Below are 17,167 nucleotides of genomic sequence, written 5' to 3'. Positions count from 1 at the left end.
AATCATGAGTATTTTAGTTATCGCTGAGCACGACAATAAAGCACTAAATGGTGCAACATTAAACGTTGTTGCTGCAGCTCAAAAAATCGGTGGTGATATCACTGTATTGGTTGCGGGTTCTGGTGCACAAGCAGTTGCAGACCAAGCAGCTAAAGTTGCAGGCGTAAGCAAAGTATTACTTGCTGACGATGCGGCTTATGCAAACCAATTGGCTGAAAACGTAGCAAAACTTGTTGCAGAATTAGGCAAAGGTTATAGCCATATCCTTGCTGCTTCTACAACAACAGGTAAAAACATTTTACCGCGTGCAGCTGCGCTTCTTGATGTCAGCATGATCACAGACATCGTCGCTGTAGATTCTGCAAAGACATTCAAGCGTCCAATTTATGCAGGTAACGCGATTGCAACTGTAGAATCTTCAGAGGCGATTGTGGTGGGTACTGTACGTGGTACAGCATTTGACCCAGTGGCTGCAGAAGGTGGTTCGGCTGCGGTTGAAGCTGCTACTGTGACAGGTGATGCTGGTATTTCTAAGTTCGTCTCTGAAGAAATTGTGAAATCAGAGCGTCCAGAATTAACTGCAGCACGTATTGTAGTTTCTGGTGGTCGTGGTGTAGGTTCTGGTGAGAACTATCACAAAGTACTTGATCCATTAGCAGACAAACTTGGTGCAGCACAAGGTGCTTCACGTGCAGCAGTAGATGCAGGCTTCGTACCAAACGACATGCAAGTAGGTCAAACAGGTAAAATCGTTGCACCTGATTTGTATATCGCTGTAGGTATCTCTGGTGCGATTCAGCACTTGGCAGGTATGAAAGACTCTAAAGTGATCGTTGCGATCAACAAAGACGAAGAAGCACCAATTAATGCAGTAGCAGACTACTGGTTAGTGGGTGATTTGAACACTGTTGTTCCAGAGTTAGTATCTAAAATCTAATTACTGAACACAGTCAAAAACGCCTCTATGTGAATAGCATAGGGGCGTTTTTTATTGTCTTTTTTAATTTAGATGCAGTGATTGGTTTTAAGTACATTATGTGAACTTAGCGTATATGTGGGTACATATCGAGCAAGTATATGTTGAAGATATTTTGACGTGACTCTTAAAAATATGAAGCACTTTTGTTTCTTGGGTGTGAATATTTTTTTGCCTAAAAAATCACCGTTAAATTTAAGTAAATTAACAAGATTAAGATCATCTCTAAAGCACAAAAACACAGGCGTATATGCTATAATTTTTCGCTAGTTTTTATTTTTAGCCTGCATTTCAGGCTAATCATTTGCAAGTTTTACGACATATAAAATGCAAGCAAAATTTGTTTGCAGAATAAGGAGTATGCATGAGCGTATCGGAAATTAGACCGATTGCCATTGAGGATGAACTCAAGCACTCGTATTTAGACTATGCGATGAGCGTGATTGTGTCACGTGCGCTGCCAGATGTACGAGATGGTCTAAAACCTGTGCATCGTCGTGTGCTATTCGCAATGCACGAATTGGGCAATGACTACAACAAAGCTTACAAAAAGTCTGCCCGTGTAGTCGGTGACGTCATCGGTAAATATCACCCTCACGGTGATTATGCAGTTTACGAAACAATTGTTCGTATGGCGCAAGATTTCAGTTTGCGTTATCAATTGGTCGATGGTCAGGGTAACTTCGGTTCGATTGATGGCGATAGTGCAGCAGCCATGCGTTATACCGAAGTCCGTATGCGCAAACTTACTCATGAACTGTTGGCCGATTTAGAAAAGGACACTGTCGATTGGGAAGATAACTACGACGGCTCTGAGCGTATTCCTCAAGTGATGCCTACTCGTATTCCAAACCTATTGGTCAATGGTGCTGCAGGTATTGCTGTAGGTATGGCGACCAATATGGCACCGCACAACATGACTGAAGTGGTGCATGCATGTTTGGCTTATGCAGACAACCCAAATATTTCAATTGAAGGGTTGATGGAACATATCACAGGTCCAGACTTCCCTACAGGCGGTATTATTTACGGTAAATCAGGCATTGTTGATGCTTACCGTACAGGTAAAGGCCGTTTGCATATTCGTGGTAAGTACCATTTTGAAGAAGATCAAAAATCTGGTCGTACCACCATCGTCTTTACTGAAATCCCTTATCAGGTCAACAAAGCCAAAACCATTGAGCGTATTGCTGAACTGGTGAAAGAGAAGAAACTCGAAGGTATTTCAGAATTACGTGATGAGTCTGATAAAGAAGGGATGCGTATTGCAATTGATCTGAAGCGTGGTGAAAACGCTGAAGTGATTGTGAATAACCTGTTCTTAAATACGCAGTTAGAAAACTCATTCAGCATCAACATGGTCTGCCTAGACAATGGTCAGCCAAAATTGATGAACCTGAAAGATATTATTGCGGCATTTATTCGTCACCGCCAAGAAGTAGTAACCCGCCGTACCATGTTCGAGTTGCGTAAAGCGCGTGAACGTGGACACATCTTAGAAGGCTTAACCGTTGCGTTGGCCAATATTGATGCCATCATCGAAACGATTAAATCTTCTGCCAACCCAGCCGAAGCGCGTGAGCGTTTACAGGCAGGCGAGTGGGCAGCAGGTGGTGTAGTTGCGTTATTGGAAAAAGCAGGTTCAGTTTCTGTACGTCCAGATGAAATTGAAGGCGAAGACCCTAACCGCCCGTTTGGTTTAGATGGTCAGGTCTATCGTTTATCACCTGCGCAAGTGACTGCAATTTTAGAATTACGTCTGCATCGTTTAACAGGTCTGGAACAAGACAAATTACATGCAGAATATTCTGAAATTTTGGCACAGATTGCTGAATTGACCGCAATTTTGAATGACTTTAATTTGTTGATGGGTGTGATTCGTGAAGAATTGGCACAGGTTTTACAACAGTATGGTGATGCGCGCCGTACTGAAATTGTAGAATCACGCATTGATTTCTCTCGTGAAGATTTAATCCCTGAAGAACAAGTGGTACTGACTGTTTCTCAAACAGGTTATGCGAAAACTCAGCCATTGTCTGATTATGCTGCGCAGCGTCGTGGTGGTCGTGGTAAATCTGCAACGTCAATGAAAGAAGACGATTATGTGCAGCATTTAATTGTGACTTCTAATCACGCAACGGTGCTGTGCTTTACTGATGTGGGTAAAGTTTACCGTCTGAAAGTGTTTGAAGTGCCGCAAGCATCGCGTGGTGCGAAAGGTCGTCCAATGGTGAACTTGTTGCCGTTAGATGCGAACGAAACCATCACCGCGATTTTACCTGTCATTGATGCACCGAAGAAATTTACCGAGCGTTTGGCAGACTTCCGTAGCTATGTGAAAGCCAATGCGGCACATCTGCAAACTAACGCGATCATTGCCGCTCAATATGCAGAATTAGAAGCTGCCTTTACTGAATTAGCAGATGGTGATGATTTATCTGACGCATTACGTGTGCAATTGAAACAATTGGGTGTAGAGCTTTCTGCAACCGATTTAGATGATGAGATTATTGCGGAATTTGCATCACAAGCAGAAGCCTTGCGTAAAAACTTTTATGTCTTTATGGCAACGGCATCAGGTACAGTGAAACGTGTTGAATTGGAACAATTCAGTAACGTACGTTCGAATGGTTTACGTGCCATTGAATTGAATGAAGAAGACACTTTAATTGGTGTTGCAATTACCGATGGCGAACAGCAAATTATGTTGTTCTCCAATGAAGGTAAAGCGATTCGTTTTGCTGAAACCGATGTACGTTCAATGGGTCGTGCGGCCAAAGGCGTACGTGGTATGCGTGTCAGCTTCGGTTCAGCACAAGTTGAAGATGTAGAAGATGTAGAAGTCGATGGCGATGATGAAGACAGTTCAGATTCAGCACTCATCAGCCGTATCGTATCGCTAGTCGTAGTACCAGAAACAGGCGAAGTTTTGTGTGCTTCGGCGAATGGTTATGGTAAGCGTACACCTGTAGACGACTTCCCAACCAAAAAACGTGGTGGTAAAGGTGTGATTGCCATTAAGACCTCTGAACGTAATGGTGAATTGGTCGGTGCAGTTGCTATTGATGAAAGCAAAGAACTGATGCTGATTTCTGATGGCGGTACATTAGTGCGTACTCGCGCTTCTGAAGTGGCGCAAACAGGTCGTAATGCACAAGGTGTACGTTTAATCCGCTTGGGTGAAAACGAAACACTGGTGGGTGTAGAAGCGATTGAAGCTGTTGAAGAAGACGAGTTTGTTGAAGCGATTGAAGGTGCAGAATCTTTAGTGGCTGAAACGGATGCAGTTGCTGAAACTGAGCAAGTGGAAAAAGACGGTGAAAATTCAGTAGAAGAATAAGTTTTTTACTGATAAAAAGGGCGCTTCGGCGTCCTTTTTTATAAACGTTGACTGCATAAGGGTAAGCGATGAAAACCAAATTAATGTTGTTGGCAGCAGCGGTTGCATTGAATGGCTGTAATTCAATGGACAATATTCCAGATCCGAGTCCTGAACAGGAAAAGGCGGCACAGCTAGCCTATGAGGATTTGCGTGATGGGAAGTATGACGAGTTTTTGGATCAGTTAGAGCCGCAGTTGCAAACCCAGTTTAAGGACAATGAAAAGCTGATGAAACGCTTTTCACGTTCAATTCCTCAAGGTGAATACAAGTCTAAGACTTTAATGACCAAAGAGATTGAAGAAGCAACCAATCAGCTTGGGCAATATAAGGTCAGCTATGAAATTGCCTATCCGGAAAATCTGGTTCAGTATGATGTTAGTTTTGACAAGCCGAATGGTAGCAACAAGATTCGTAATTTCAATATTCAAGTCTTTGGCGAATCGGGTAAATAAGTGGAATAGGAGCATTGCTATAATGCTCTATCTGCTTTGATGACCAGAAATTAAACGTCGATAAGCCAAAAAAAAGCACAAGCTACCGATCATTCCAAGATAGAGCAATTTAGGCAAGATCAGTGTTGTAGGCACACCCATCTGATTGAGTTGAATAAACATCTGCACAATTTGGGTAGAGGGCAGGATTTCGCCAACGACTTGCATCCAGGTGGGCATGGCAGCATGCGGCCAGGCCGCACCAGATAAAAAGAACAGTGGAATAGAAGTGAATACAATGACATGCCCCGCACGTTCCGGCAGATCCAGAAAACTAGCAAATAAGCAGGTCATGCCAATTATCGTGTAAATAAAAACCGCAACAGCCAGCAGCATCCCGAGCAGGTTGCCACCGCGCGGATAATCAAATAGCCAGAAGCTAAAGCCGAATAAATAGAAACATCCCAGACAACCAATGGTGAAGACCGCTAAACACATCCCAATCAATGCATTTGTGTTTAATTCTATTTTTCTTTCCCGATATACCAAAATCAGCATACTCAAACCCAAAAGAATGGTTTGGTGGATAATTAAAGGTGCAACCGCAGGAAAGACATAGCTGCCATAGCCGGACAGCGGATTAAATAAAGGAATTTGATGCACAGAAAGGGCAGGTGAAAAATCCGAGACCTTGCCAAAGCGTTCAGTATAATCTGCCAAAGTTTGCTCAACTGATGTGGCTAAGCCCAGACCAATTTGTTTGGTTACTAAAAAGTTGGCTGTACTTAAATACAGGCCAATGCCACCTGTTTCACCATGCCTTAAGCTTTGCGATAAATTGTCTGGCAGAAGTAAAATACCATCGGCTTTTTGTGATTCCACCCATTGTTTGGCCTCGGAAAAATTGCCGGTAATCGCCTCAATCTCCACATTGGGGCTTTGTGCCACTTGACCAATAATACGGGTGCTTAAGTTACTTTGTTCTTCATCGACAATAATAATCGGTAAGGCTTCAGCCTGCTGTGCCTGATAAGCGGTTGGATAAAAAAAGCTGTAAAACAAGACGGATAGAATAAGCGTGGTAAAGATCGTGCCGTGACTGACAATATCCTTAAAGCTTTGCAGATAGTAAAACCAGAGGGATTTCATTGGACTGCTCCTTTAACTATTTTTTTAAGAAACAGATAAGCCAGCAGAGCGTAAACTAGGGCATAGATCAGCAGCATGAATCCAGCTTGCAGTGAAATATGCAATGGACTACCAATCACCCATTGTTCAGTTTGTAATTTGGCATAGGGCGTAAACGGAATAATATTGGACCAGAACTGGGTGAATAGGGGCGCATTATTTAAAGGTAAAGTCACACCGGCAAAACTTAAAGATGAACCACCATAGACCGCAATGATGCCAAAAGATTTACTTAAATCTTTGGTTGCCAGAACCACTGCACTGCTTAAAAATGCATAAGCGCTATATAGCAGAAATTGTGCCGATAGAATCAGAGCGAGCGAGCCGGCAACAAACCAGCCGCGAATTTCAATCAGCCAGAACATCCAGATCCAGGTCCATAGACTAAAAATAGCCACATAGATCAGGTTCTTAGACAGCAATGCCATCCAGATGGATGAGTTGCTAATCCAGCTTGTTAAGGTCTGCCGCTTCAGTTCCTGACCGACGGAAAATGCCACACAACAACACAGCAGTAAATGCAGAATTGCCGGAATGACATAGGGTTCCAGATAGAATTCATAATTCAGCTGCGGATTATACAGCGGAGATATTTTAATATGCGGTGACGGTGCTTCGAGAGAGGGGAGTCGGTTGCCCAGATATTGCTGTCCGCTAAATTCAGCGAGTGCTTGTAGGGTACTGACCAGCATGGCCGAGGAAATGGTATTTCCAATACTGAAATAACTCTGGTTAAAAGCAATACTGATGTCAGCATCCTGGGCACGAACCAGACGTTGCTCGGCACCGCTTGGAATATGGATATAACCCCAAATTTTATTTTGATTTAACAGGCGCTCAATTTCAGCTGTTTGTTCCGACACCGTAGCAATTTTAAGAGTATGATTCAGCGCCACATGTTGATAAATGCTTTGACTCAGCGCACTCTGGTCTTGATCAATAATCGCAATCGGTAAATGATCCGATTTCCCTTGAGCAAACATGCTGCTGAATAAAATAATCACCAGTGCAGGTGCCAGCGTGACCAGACACAGATCCCATTTTTCGCTGAGCAAATAGCGCAGTTCGCGCCATATACCCGTCCACATTATCGGGTCTCTTTCAGTTTAAATAACACGCTCATCCCGACTTTCAGTTCAGAAATCGCTGGTGTGGGTACAAGATGCAGCTTAAAACTGCGCACATCATAACCGCCGGTTTGACGTGTGGTCTTAATGGTGGCAAATTCACCTTCAGCACTGATCTGTCTAATTTGAAAAGTGGCGGTTTTATCTAGGGCGGGAATATAACCTTCAATACTGCTCATTTTCTGAAATGGGGCATATTGGTCTTCACGAATATTCAGGCTCACCCACATTTGATCTTCAATCAGGCTGACCACAGGGACTGCGGTGGCTACCAGCTCCGAGACTTTGCCATAGGTTTTAGACACCGTTCCGTTTACAGGTGCTACTAATTGGGTTTCTGCTTCTAAAGCATTGGCTTCATCCAGCGCAGCCTGGGCAATATCTACTTGTGCATCGGCAGAACTTTTTTGCTGCGAGGTGCTGCCACGTTTGGCACGTGCGTATTGCTGATACGCTGCTTCTGTCATTTGCGCCGCTGATTGACTGGCTGCATACAATTCATCACGGCGCTGGCGTGAAATCACACCTTCCTTCAATAAATTTGCACCACGCTCATAAGAAACTTTGGCTAAATTTTGCTGTGCTTTCAGCGATTGCCAGTTGGCATACAGACTGGCGATATTTTCTTCCTGTGAGCCACGTTCAGCAGTCGATTGTAAGGCCAGCGCAGATTGTAAAGCCGCTGCGGCTTGCTGTTTTTTGGCCTGAATTTCCGGGCTGTTTAAGCGCACCAGTACATCGCCTTTTTTGACCCGCTGACCTTCTTCTACATAGATTTCTTCAATACGGCTTGGCACTTTGGTCGCCACCTGAACTGTTTCAGCTTCTACACGACCCTGCAATTCAAGCGGAGCCAGTTGGTAGCTTTTCCACAATCCAAAAGCGATGACTGCCAGCAGAACTGGAATCAGGGCGAGCAATAAATATTTTTTCTTTTTAGCGATTTCAGGAGCTTGTTGTTGCTCGGTCGAAGTAGTCGCGTTGTTTTCTATTTCAGTTTTTGTTTCTACCTGTTGCGCAGGCGATTTTTCTGTATCGCTGGATGAAGCCGCTTCATTCACAGGATCATTGGGTTTTTGATCTTCGTTCATGTTCGGCTCCATTAGCGAATATAGTGAGTGTTGGTATGTTGGATGTAGTTCGGAAATTCTGCAATCGAGCCATGGCTTTGTAATAGTGTGGCCAGTGACATCACATATTTGTAAGCATTCAAGGCAGTTTCGGCTCGTAGTCCGCTCAGCATATTTTGTGCATCGATGACCTGTATGGCGGTGCCCATATCTTCTTTAAAGGACAATTCTTGGATGCGTAAATTTTCCTGTGCGGCTTTCAAGTTTTGTGCCAGAAGCGCATCACTTTGCTGTGCACTGAGTGCTTCGCTATAAGATTTATAAATCAGATTTTCAATTTCCTGCTGGGTGCGTGCAGTGAGCAGTTCTGTGGCAGAGCGTTTGAGTTCGGCAGCCTGAATATTTTTGTTTTTATCGATCCCAGAAAACAGGTTATAGCGTGCGGCAACTCCGACAATCCAGTTTTCATTTTGATCCAGACTATATTCGCCAAAAGCAAAAACATTCGGTTTTTTCGCTGCTTGCTGGGCTTTCACATTGGCTTGGGCCAATTGGGTATCCAGCTGCATTTTTTGAATCAGCGCAGAGTTCTGACTAAAAGTTTTTAGCAGATGATTTAAGGCCTGTGGCTCGGTTTTATTGACAAATAAAGGCGTCGAAAGCTCAGTGATGCTACTTTCCTGAAGCAGATTATTCAGCTGGAACAGCGCAGCATTCAAATTGGCCTGCGTATTTTGCTGGCTGCGCTCGGCATTATTACGTGCCACTTCAAATTGCATACGCTGGCCTTTACTGATAAAACCTTGCTGTTCCATTTTTAAGGCATTGCGATAATGCTGCTGCATGGCATTCAGATTAAACAGCGCAGCTGCATGCAATTGCTTTTGGAGCTGCACATTAAAATAACTTTGAATCAGTTCAAAACGCTGCGTATCTTGCTGCTGTTTGTTGCTGAGCTGACTACGACCGACCTGAATATTGGCAATTTCTTTGGCACTACGGGTGAGGCCTCCAGTATATATTGGCATAATCACGGAAACAGTGGGGCGAATCACCTGATCTTCAAGGATGACATTAGACGTATCCGGAATCAGACCAACTCCGCTATGAATAGTATTGTTAAGTCCATCACGCAGTGGATCAGTAATACCTGCAGGTAGATCCACGCCATTACTGGCCTCCCACTCATTAAGCCGGCCATTCACGCCTTGAGAGAGTGAATTCTCCAGATTATTTTTAAATTGCTTTAATGGAATATCGACTTCACTGTGAAAGGCATAGGCACGAACATTCAGGTCGACACGTGGCAGACCTACGCCTTTTACTGCTTCAGCTTCAAGTTTTGAAGCCTGTTCCAGACTTTGATAGGCTTGGCTGCTATAAGAATTTTGCAACAACTGACGTTCAGCATCCTGAAAGCTGATGCTCTGTGCATGAGCAAAGCTGCCATACATCATAGATGCAAGCAGATTTAAACCCCAGACAAGCTGTCTTTTATTTTTCTTTAAGTTCATAAAGTCGCTAAACTGATATAAAGCCGGTAATGTTATCCCGCTAGTATAAATCAAAGGTTCGCAGATAGAACTAGTGTAAAGTTATAGTATTGTTTCTTGTACATTTGTCTATAAAAAGCACGCTTATGCGTCCTCTAATCTTCTTTTTTTACCTTTTCTTTTTAAATAGCGTTTTTTAGCTACTTTTTCTCTATATTCTTTTAAAAGTCTTGGATTTTTTGCGATTAATTCATCCATATTGCTTTTTCCCCCCTCGAAATTCAGGATGTTGCTCTCGCATTTTTTTACATTCACTCTTTTCTCGCCAGATTTTAAAGAATAAATAAAGCTTGCTGAAGCATCTCTACGTAAAACTTCTTCTTTAAATAAAGGGGTGGCAATAGATCTCTTGCGAAAGTTAATTTAAGAGCATCCAATTCACCATTCCAGCAATTAAATTCATTCTTAGACCAAATCGTTTCCGTCTATTTCTATGGCGTTCTGTTAATATCCGAAAATGTTTAAGTTTGCCGTTGATATGTTCAATTGTGATCCTACGCCGACTGATTTCTTGGTTGATCTGTTTTGCTATTTGGGGTAATGATAAATTGTTAGGTTTCTTGATTGGAATGAGTAACTTACTCTTAATCTGATGAAATCCTTTATAGGCTAAATCTGCCATGATATAAGGATAAATAATCATCTCCTTCAAATGCTTACGCGCAATGTTCAGATCGTGTTTTCTGCCATCTTCAATCTGTATACTTACAATTTGCTTTAATTGGGGGTTAAAAATGACCTGTGTTTTTAGCGTATGTTTCTTCTTTTTACCACTATAGAATTTTCTTTGTTTTTTTGGGACGCTCAATCTGTGACTCAGTAACATCAACGATTACATAATCCCCCTCATTAAACTTTTGATTCCTTTTCGGCAATGCGAAAATCCGTGATTGAATCAGAGCATTTTCAACTTTCTGAATCGTACGATTCACATTACTTTCAGCTAGGTTATAGTCGGCGGATAACTCAATTTGAGTTCTATAACAGCGTAAGTAATTTAAAGTTAACAACAATTGATACTCTAAACACAACGAATGAGGTCTTCCAGATTTTTTCTTGGCAAGTTCAGCATGTTGTAACACTGATACCATTTTTAAGAATAATGGACGAGGAACTCCAACAAGTCGTTTAAATTCTTCATCATTAAATCTTGTTAAATTTTCATATTTCATGAGATGAGTATAAACAATTTTTTACTTTCGCAAGAGGTCTAATATTAGTGAAAAAATAATTAGTTTTATAGCTAATCATAGATTCCAAGATATTTTGAGGTAACAAAATTACAGGTCCAACAACTTTATTAGGCCCCCAAGGAGCGTGAGGAAGTGAAAATTTTGATTTTTTCCATTCGTTATCGATTGCACAAAAGAAATGAATAGCCTCTTTTGTTTCAGTCGTTTCTATACCTAATTTTTCACATTGTTCTAATGTATATTCTGCAAAATGTTTAAAGCAAATATTAGGGTTTGTTGACAATTCGTCTATGTTTGCGGCATGAGAGATATATCTCGCAAGGTTTTTTAGCTGCTATAAGGCATGGGACAGGAAATTTAGTCATTTTAAATGACTGGCACATAACGCAATAGCAGCAAAAAATATGCTCGCCCTGAAAGGCTGTGGCTAAAACTTTCTCAGATTGCGTTATGAAACTTAGCAATAATCTCGCTATTCCTTGCGTTTCATGCCTGATCTGCTCAGTTTTAGCCTACAGCACAAGCCATTTATGAAATGTCAACAGACCCTAGTCGTTATATCTGAAATAGTGTCCGGACCTATACCATCTGCAACTAATATTAATTCTTCAAGATCTTCTAATAAGCCTGTCTGAGCTGCCTGAGAAGACTTTAAGCATGTGAGTATATATTCAACTTTAATATCGTGTGATCCTTTGCCATTTACTCCTTCTTTAGTTGCACCAATGCCAGTATATTTGGGCTCAGGAAAATGGGAGCATAATTTTCTTGCTTTAATTTCATCTTTTTCTTTAAGAGCTTCCATTAAACATTTCATAAAATTTTGCTGAGTAGTCAGAGCAGACTTGGAATGTATGTTCTCACAACGAGTTAAATAATAACTATCAATGTATAAGCGAGTATCTGTTTCCAGATTAGGGTCAAAGAAGTCAACTTCAAGTAAATTTTTATCTACCTTAAAGTGATTGAGGAATGTTGTCATTGTTTATTTTTCCTTTAATATTTATTTAAAATATCATTTAATTAGGAGTAGTGGGTGGTTTTTTTGATCAATTTGCGACAGATATTGTCGCACACATTTCAACCTCTTTTTTTGATTTAGTAAATTTATCCCTCGAATCTACATTGATTTTTTGACTCTATCTTGGCTCATAGATTGAAATAATTTTGTGCAAGACCCTGCCAGATATGGTTAAATGCCATCATTTTATTGTGTTTCACTCTGAAAGGAAAAATCATGCGCGCGTACAACTTCTGTGCTGGTCCTGCAGCATTACCGACTGCCGTACTTGAAAAAGCTCAAGCTGAAATGCTTGACTGGCATGGCAAAGGTCTTTCGATCATGGAAATGAGCCACCGTAGTGCCGACTATGTTGCCATGGCTGAAAAAGCGGAAGCAGACCTGCGCAAACTCATGAATATTCCTGAGAACTACAAAGTATTGTTCTTGCAGGGTGGTGCATCGCTACAATTCTCTGCGATTCCATTGAATTTGTTGGGTAAAAACAACAAGGCAGATTATATCCACACGGGTATTTGGTCTGAAAAAGCCTTAAAAGAAGCGCAGCGCTATGGCGATATTCATGTCGTTGAAGCGGGTATTCAGATTGAAGGTAAGCATGCCATTAGCGAACAAAGCCAATGGAACTTATCTGCCGATGCTGCCTATGTGCATTATGCAGATAACGAAACAATTGGTGGTTTGCAGTTTGCCAATATTCCAGAAACAGACAAACCGTTGGTATGTGATTTCTCATCAAGCATTTTATCTGCACCTTTAGATGTATCTAAATTTGGTCTGATTTATGCAGGTGCGCAAAAAAATATTGGCCCAGCAGGCTTAACCATTGTGATTGTACGTGAAGATTTGCTTGATCAAGCCAAGCCTGAAATTCCAAGCATTTTGAAATATTCAGCACAGGCAAAAAATGATTCCATGGTGAATACACCTGCAACTTATGCATGGTATTTGTCTGGTTTAGTGTTTGAGTGGTTATTGCAAAACGGTGGTGTAGATGCGATTCATCAAGCTAACCTAGAAAAAGCGAAATTATTATACGGTTATATCGATTCAAGCGATTTCTACGCGAATCCAATTTATAGCGCAAACCGTTCAATTATGAACGTTCCGTTTACTTTGGCTGATGCCGCACTGGAAAAACAATTCTTGCAAGAAGCTGAAGAAAACCGTTTGTTGAACTTGGCAGGTCACCGTTCTGTAGGTGGTATGCGCGCAAGTATTTATAATGCAGTGCCATTAGATGGCGTACAAGCTTTGGTTAACTTTATGGATGACTTTGCAAAACGTCACGGTTAATTGATAGTAGTAAAAAGCAAAAACCCAGCTGAATTAGCTGGGTTTTTTTTTATAGAAATAGGTGAAAAGTCATAGAGGCTTGTTGATGAGTGAAACTCAGAACACAAAATAGTGTAAGCCGTAGGCGGAGAGCAGCATGCCTAATGCAAAAAATAGGCAAGACATCGGGTCGAGCTGATAGCGTTGCTCAAGTTGATGTTCTACATGCTGTAAGTTTTCTTCTTGCACGATTTTCATAGATATTATTTTCCGATGATCTATTTATCGTTAAATATTTAAATACGGCTATATTTTTAGCATAAAAAATTGATTAAATAAAGTACTAATTTTATTTTAAATATAATATCTGCCAATAATGAATTAATTCTGTGTTGATTTTTAAAATCCGCACCACTCAAGGCTTTCAGATTATCTACGGTGCTTGGTGCAGATGTTTGGGTTTTAAAATAACTTATCCACATATTCGATTTAAAATATGGCTGATTTTGAATTTATAATAAATTTAAAGCTGTGGATAACTGCGTTTTTTTGAATTTAAAATGCTTAAATAAGCATCAATATATTCATACTATCAATAGCACGCTTTTAACAATCAAAAATTGATTATAAGCCATCAGTGAAATAAGTATTGAAAGTTCCTTCTCCCTGAGGAGAAGGCGAGGATGGGGGGATGATGAATATGAATTTATTATTTAGACAGCTACTTTGAGGTTTATTTTTAATAAACTACTGTTTTATATTGTGAATATTGGCTTGAATCCAAATATTGCCACGAATGTATTGTCCAATTTCAAAGTTTTGGTGCGCAGGATTTTTAGTTGCAAGACGAATTAAAATCGCAGGCTGATTTTCATCATGAATTAGAGTGACATCATAAACAGTATAGGCTTGATTCATGAATTCAAAACTGGTTTTACCAACAACATTGCCCTGAAACCAAGCTTCATCTTCCTGACCGATATTTTCGCCATATAAATATGCGACCATTTTAGAAAAATCCACCGTTACAGGTGCTTTGTCATCTTCGGACTTAGGTTGCCATGCGTCAATTTGTTCTTGCAGATTGGCAGGTGCAACACCATCATTGGCTGCTAAAATATCATTCAGCGCACGATGGTGTTTAATTGACGCAGGATCATCGACCACCAATTGTTCGCCTTCAGCAACAGCTTCAAGTTCATACGCCCATGCGTTTAAATGCACCCAGTAGGTTTGATCTTTTTGGTATTGTTGATGGTTGACGCTGTATAAACTGTCAAAAGCATAGACAATACTGTTGTTGCCTAAATTGAGTCGAAGCACCGCTTGAGTGTTAGATTTGCAGCTAATGATACGTTCAATTTTAGCTTCAACTTTGTAAGGACTTTCAAAGCAAGGGAAAGCCGTTTTTACAGCTTGTGGTTTGTTATTTTCAACCGCAATCACTTGTGTCAATTGAATTGCCTCTTTGCTTGGGCCTTGAATCAGCCATGTGCTTTGATCCATTTCTGCTTCTTGGCGGCATAAACCCATTGGCATAATTGGTGCATCTAGAGCCAGTCCTAACCATTTTGGAACTTCGGTGCAGGGTTCATCCGTGAGTAAATTCCAATGTTCAACATGGCTGCCGAAGTTCTGATCTTCAATGCGGATGATTTCTGGTCTATTTTGATTGTTCATAAGCACTTTGAGATGTTGGGTTCTTTTCTTTACTCTTAGATCGAGGGTTATTTCGATTTTTCAAGTCTTTGGCTGAAATTTCATGTAATGCCACTGCATTTGTACAGATTGTGGACAGCGATGCAGCAGAAACAAAATCACATCCATCTACACTTTAGCATGCAATTCTGAGCATTTTAAACATACTGCAATGTAATGAGTTTGATACACTAGTCGCATATTATTATCAGGGTTGCACAGTGCTGCCATTTAAACTTTGGGTTGATGCAGATGCATTACCTAAAATTCTAAGAGAAGTCATTTTACGTGCTTCAGATCGTTACCAACTTGAAGTCACTTTTGTTGCCAATCAATCGGTCGGGATTACGCCTTCGGTACGGATTAACTCTATTCAAGTGATGCATGGTGCCGATGCCGCCGATCAGGAAATTGTAGATCGCATGAAGGAACACGACATTGTGATCACGCAGGATATTCCACTAGCGGCACAAGTGATTGAAAAGGGCGGAATAGCGATTCATCCACGTGGTGAAATTTATACTGTTGCCAATGTGAAAGCGCGTCTGCATTTGCGTGATTTTATGGATACTTTGCGTGGTGCAGGCGTACAAACAGGTGGGCCAGCACCTATTTCAGAACGTGATAAACGTGAGTTTTCAAGTAGTCTAGATCAAACCATCCAAAAGCAAAAACGTAAAACTGCTTAATACGAGTCACGCATGCCTTCTAAAACCAATATTATGATGACCTATGCCTTATTGGTTTTCATTTGGGCAACAACGCCTTTGGCAATTGTCTGGAGTGTGTCAGATTTACACATGCTTTGGGCTTTGGTGCTACGTTTTTTCATTGCTTTGCCCTTAGCTATTATTTTATTGCTGCTGTTAAAAGTGAAATTTCCACATCATCTACAAGCGTGGCATAGTTATTTGGCAGGTTCGTTTAGTCTGATCGGTTCACAAATTTTCACCTACATTGCCACCGCTTATTTAAGCTCAGGCATTATCGCCCTGATGTTTGGTCTGACCCCCATCATAGCAGGTTTGATTGGTCGTTTTGTGTTTCAGTTGCATTTGGCACGTATTCAATGGATCGGAATGACAGTGTCCATTTTAGGGCTTGGCATCATCTGCTTTGGCGGCGAAACACAGCATGTGCATCCTCTGGGTATTGTTTTAATGCTGTTTAGTGTATTGACCTACACCATGTCTATTTTCTGGGTGAAAAAAGTTAATGCGCAAGTTGAACCTGTAGCACAGGCAACTGGCTCGATTTTGGTATCAACCATTGCGGCTTTATGTATTGTGCCGTTTATTTGGCAATATGTACCGACTAGTTTGCCGAGTCTTAAATCTATCGCAGCTTTACTTTATACCGTGATCATGGCTTCTTTGATTGCAATGTTCTGTTATTTTAAATTGGTGCAGAATATTCAGGCGACCACCTTATCTTTAACCACCGTCATGACGCCAATGATTGCTTTGTTGATTGGTGCTTTACTCAATCAAGAAGCTTTATCGGTCATGGTATTTTTGGGCGCTTTGGTTTTATTGTCAGGCTTAGTGCTGTATTTTTATCGTGATCTTAAAGCAAGTCGGGCATTGGCTCAGAAAATCAAAACACCATCCTAACGATATGCAAAGATGGCGTTATCCACGTGATTTTATATACGCGAACATGCAGAAATGATTTATTTTATTTCTTAGATTATGCTTGTTTTAAAGCAACGGCTTCTGCAAGTTTGACGCGATCTTGAGGGTGTAGAGTAATAAAATACGCCCCAGTACGATATTGTCCATTTTCTTCTTCACGGCTGTAAACCACTTGCGCGGTTGCGGCTATATGGAAAAAGTTTTCAGGATGGCTGAGCGTGACATGAATATAACTGCCCGTGTTTAATTCACGTTCACTATAAAAACTGAAACCACTTTCTGAAAAATTGACCTGTTCAGGGATAGGTAACATGCTTTGTACAATTGCATCGTATAAAGACCCTGTAATAAGGTTTAATTTTTGGTTGAATAAGGATAAGATTCGAGCAATTTGTTGATCTTTTTCAGTTAATTGTTCTAATTCGTAGTTTAATGCATGATCAAATTGATCTAATTCTGCGAGTAGTAGAAAATAACGCGGTAAAACAAAATTAGCATCGTAAGGGTCGTTCAGCGCAACATCGTCAGAAATGATCTGGTAATTGATTCTCAGGGCAGCATCAATTCGTGACATGACACGACGTTCAGACGCGACGCTTTGATGCTGTAAATTTTCCAT

Annotated in this window: 16 protein-coding genes; 6 read left to right on the top strand and 10 right to left on the bottom strand. The window is 41.0% G+C overall.

Annotation, left to right across the window (positions count from 1 at the left end):
• Nucleotides 1-4 precede the first annotated feature (4 nt).
• The 3 genes from FTT71_RS01685 (at nucleotide 5) to FTT71_RS01675 (ending at nucleotide 4,810) form a co-directional block, all read left to right on the top strand.
• The gene (locus FTT71_RS01685) at nucleotides 5-937 is read left to right on the top strand and encodes an electron transfer flavoprotein subunit alpha/FixB family protein (protein WP_004971866.1); all 933 of its coding nucleotides are present in this window, start codon (nucleotides 5-7) and stop codon (nucleotides 935-937) included.
• 403 nt (nucleotides 938-1,340) lie between these two features.
• On the top strand, nucleotides 1,341-4,316 hold the full coding sequence (gene gyrA / locus FTT71_RS01680) for a DNA gyrase subunit A (protein ID WP_180160671.1): 2,976 nt from the start codon (nucleotides 1,341-1,343) through the stop codon (nucleotides 4,314-4,316).
• A 68-nt stretch (nucleotides 4,317-4,384) separates the two neighbouring features.
• Nucleotides 4,385-4,810: a DUF3887 domain-containing protein gene (locus FTT71_RS01675; RefSeq protein ID WP_180160670.1), complete on the top strand. Its 426-nt coding sequence runs from the start codon at nucleotides 4,385-4,387 to the stop codon at nucleotides 4,808-4,810.
• Between the two features lie 27 nt (nucleotides 4,811-4,837).
• On the opposite strand, the gene FTT71_RS01670 is transcribed toward FTT71_RS01675, so the two are convergent.
• From FTT71_RS01670 to FTT71_RS01640, 7 genes are all read right to left on the bottom strand, one after another.
• Nucleotides 4,838-5,938 carry an ABC transporter permease gene (locus FTT71_RS01670; RefSeq protein WP_096901141.1) on the bottom strand — a complete coding sequence of 367 codons (1,101 nt, stop codon included), beginning with the start codon at nucleotides 5,936-5,938 and terminating at the stop codon, nucleotides 4,838-4,840.
• Nucleotides 5,935-7,065: an ABC transporter permease gene (locus tag FTT71_RS01665; RefSeq protein ID WP_004971855.1), complete on the bottom strand. Its 1,131-nt coding sequence runs from the start codon at nucleotides 7,063-7,065 to the stop codon at nucleotides 5,935-5,937. Before FTT71_RS01665 ends, FTT71_RS01670 begins: the two co-directional genes overlap by 4 nt.
• On the bottom strand, nucleotides 7,065-8,195 hold the full coding sequence (locus FTT71_RS01660) for an HlyD family secretion protein (RefSeq protein ID WP_180160669.1): 1,131 nt from the start codon (nucleotides 8,193-8,195) through the stop codon (nucleotides 7,065-7,067). Before FTT71_RS01660 ends, FTT71_RS01665 begins: the two co-directional genes overlap by 1 nt.
• Before the next feature lie 11 nt (nucleotides 8,196-8,206).
• Nucleotides 8,207-9,688: a TolC family protein gene (locus FTT71_RS01655; RefSeq protein ID WP_168370507.1), complete on the bottom strand. Its 1,482-nt coding sequence runs from the start codon at nucleotides 9,686-9,688 to the stop codon at nucleotides 8,207-8,209.
• Between the two features lie 397 nt (nucleotides 9,689-10,085).
• A protein-coding gene (locus FTT71_RS01650; RefSeq protein ID WP_178318858.1) for an IS5 family transposase occupies nucleotides 10,086-10,899 on the bottom strand; the annotation gives its coding sequence in 2 pieces (ribosomal slippage) (nucleotides 10,086-10,511 and nucleotides 10,513-10,899; 813 coding nt in all).
• Nucleotides 10,889-11,203 carry a hypothetical protein gene (locus FTT71_RS01645; RefSeq protein ID WP_035310653.1) on the bottom strand — a complete coding sequence of 105 codons (315 nt, stop codon included), beginning with the start codon at nucleotides 11,201-11,203 and terminating at the stop codon, nucleotides 10,889-10,891. The genes FTT71_RS01650 and FTT71_RS01645 overlap by 11 nt, the downstream gene beginning before the upstream one ends.
• Nucleotides 11,204-11,458: 255 nt before the next feature.
• Nucleotides 11,459-11,902 carry a hypothetical protein gene (locus tag FTT71_RS01640; protein ID WP_004971845.1) on the bottom strand — a complete coding sequence of 148 codons (444 nt, stop codon included), beginning with the start codon at nucleotides 11,900-11,902 and terminating at the stop codon, nucleotides 11,459-11,461.
• A 255-nt stretch (nucleotides 11,903-12,157) separates the two neighbouring features.
• On the opposite strand from FTT71_RS01640, the gene serC reads away from it, so the two are divergent.
• Complete coding sequence (gene serC, locus FTT71_RS01635; protein WP_004971842.1) at nucleotides 12,158-13,237, top strand: 3-phosphoserine/phosphohydroxythreonine transaminase; 1,080 nt, start codon at nucleotides 12,158-12,160, stop codon at nucleotides 13,235-13,237.
• A 96-nt stretch (nucleotides 13,238-13,333) separates the two neighbouring features.
• On the opposite strand, the gene FTT71_RS01630 is transcribed toward serC, so the two are convergent.
• Both FTT71_RS01630 and FTT71_RS01625 read right to left on the bottom strand, forming a co-directional pair.
• Nucleotides 13,334-13,474, bottom strand: coding sequence for a hypothetical protein (locus FTT71_RS01630; protein WP_004971840.1), 141 nt, complete (start codon nucleotides 13,472-13,474; stop codon nucleotides 13,334-13,336).
• A 489-nt stretch (nucleotides 13,475-13,963) separates the two neighbouring features.
• On the bottom strand, nucleotides 13,964-14,896 hold the full coding sequence (locus tag FTT71_RS01625; protein ID WP_019837949.1) for a hypothetical protein: 933 nt from the start codon (nucleotides 14,894-14,896) through the stop codon (nucleotides 13,964-13,966).
• A 239-nt stretch (nucleotides 14,897-15,135) separates the two neighbouring features.
• On the opposite strand from FTT71_RS01625, the gene FTT71_RS01620 reads away from it, so the two are divergent.
• Nucleotides 15,136-15,603: a YaiI/YqxD family protein gene (locus tag FTT71_RS01620; RefSeq protein WP_004971836.1), complete on the top strand. Its 468-nt coding sequence runs from the start codon at nucleotides 15,136-15,138 to the stop codon at nucleotides 15,601-15,603.
• A 12-nt stretch (nucleotides 15,604-15,615) separates the two neighbouring features.
• Nucleotides 15,616-16,527, top strand: a complete 912-nt coding sequence (locus tag FTT71_RS01615) for a DMT family transporter (protein ID WP_179989282.1) — start codon at nucleotides 15,616-15,618, stop codon at nucleotides 16,525-16,527.
• 76 nt (nucleotides 16,528-16,603) lie between these two features.
• Here FTT71_RS01615 and FTT71_RS01610 read toward each other — a convergent pair whose 3' ends face one another.
• Complete coding sequence (locus tag FTT71_RS01610) at nucleotides 16,604-17,167, bottom strand: PilZ domain-containing protein (RefSeq protein ID WP_004971830.1); 564 nt, start codon at nucleotides 17,165-17,167, stop codon at nucleotides 16,604-16,606.

The organism is Acinetobacter sp. YH01004, from assembly GCF_013420455.1.
In the GTDB taxonomy this organism is placed as follows: Bacteria; Pseudomonadota; Gammaproteobacteria; order Pseudomonadales; family Moraxellaceae; genus Acinetobacter; species Acinetobacter towneri.
This window is presented reverse-complemented; position numbering and strand designations above follow the sequence as displayed.

Bases quoted from the DNA above. Each gene is read 5' to 3' on its own strand.
- FTT71_RS01685 (WP_004971866.1), top strand. From the start codon at position 5: ATGAGTATTTTAGTTATCGCTGAGCACGACAATAAAGCACTAAATGGT.
- FTT71_RS01670 (WP_096901141.1), bottom strand. From the start codon at position 5,938: ATGAAATCCCTCTGGTTTTACTATCTGCAAAGCTTTAAGGATATTGTC.
- FTT71_RS01625 (WP_019837949.1), bottom strand. From the start codon at position 14,896: ATGAACAATCAAAATAGACCAGAAATCATCCGCATTGAAGATCAGAAC.
- serC (WP_004971842.1), top strand. From the start codon at position 12,158: ATGCGCGCGTACAACTTCTGTGCTGGTCCTGCAGCATTACCGACTGCC.
- FTT71_RS01675 (WP_180160670.1), top strand. From the start codon at position 4,385: ATGAAAACCAAATTAATGTTGTTGGCAGCAGCGGTTGCATTGAATGGC.
- FTT71_RS01630 (WP_004971840.1), bottom strand. From the start codon at position 13,474: ATGAAAATCGTGCAAGAAGAAAACTTACAGCATGTAGAACATCAACTT.
- FTT71_RS01665 (WP_004971855.1), bottom strand. From the start codon at position 7,065: ATGTGGACGGGTATATGGCGCGAACTGCGCTATTTGCTCAGCGAAAAA.
- FTT71_RS01640 (WP_004971845.1), bottom strand. From the start codon at position 11,902: ATGACAACATTCCTCAATCACTTTAAGGTAGATAAAAATTTACTTGAA.
- FTT71_RS01610 (WP_004971830.1), bottom strand. From the start codon at position 17,167: ATGGAAAATTTACAGCATCAAAGCGTCGCGTCTGAACGTCGTGTCATG.
- FTT71_RS01655 (WP_168370507.1), bottom strand. From the start codon at position 9,688: ATGAACTTAAAGAAAAATAAAAGACAGCTTGTCTGGGGTTTAAATCTG.
- gyrA (WP_180160671.1), top strand. From the start codon at position 1,341: ATGAGCGTATCGGAAATTAGACCGATTGCCATTGAGGATGAACTCAAG.
- FTT71_RS01615 (WP_179989282.1), top strand. From the start codon at position 15,616: ATGCCTTCTAAAACCAATATTATGATGACCTATGCCTTATTGGTTTTC.
- FTT71_RS01660 (WP_180160669.1), bottom strand. From the start codon at position 8,195: ATGAACGAAGATCAAAAACCCAATGATCCTGTGAATGAAGCGGCTTCA.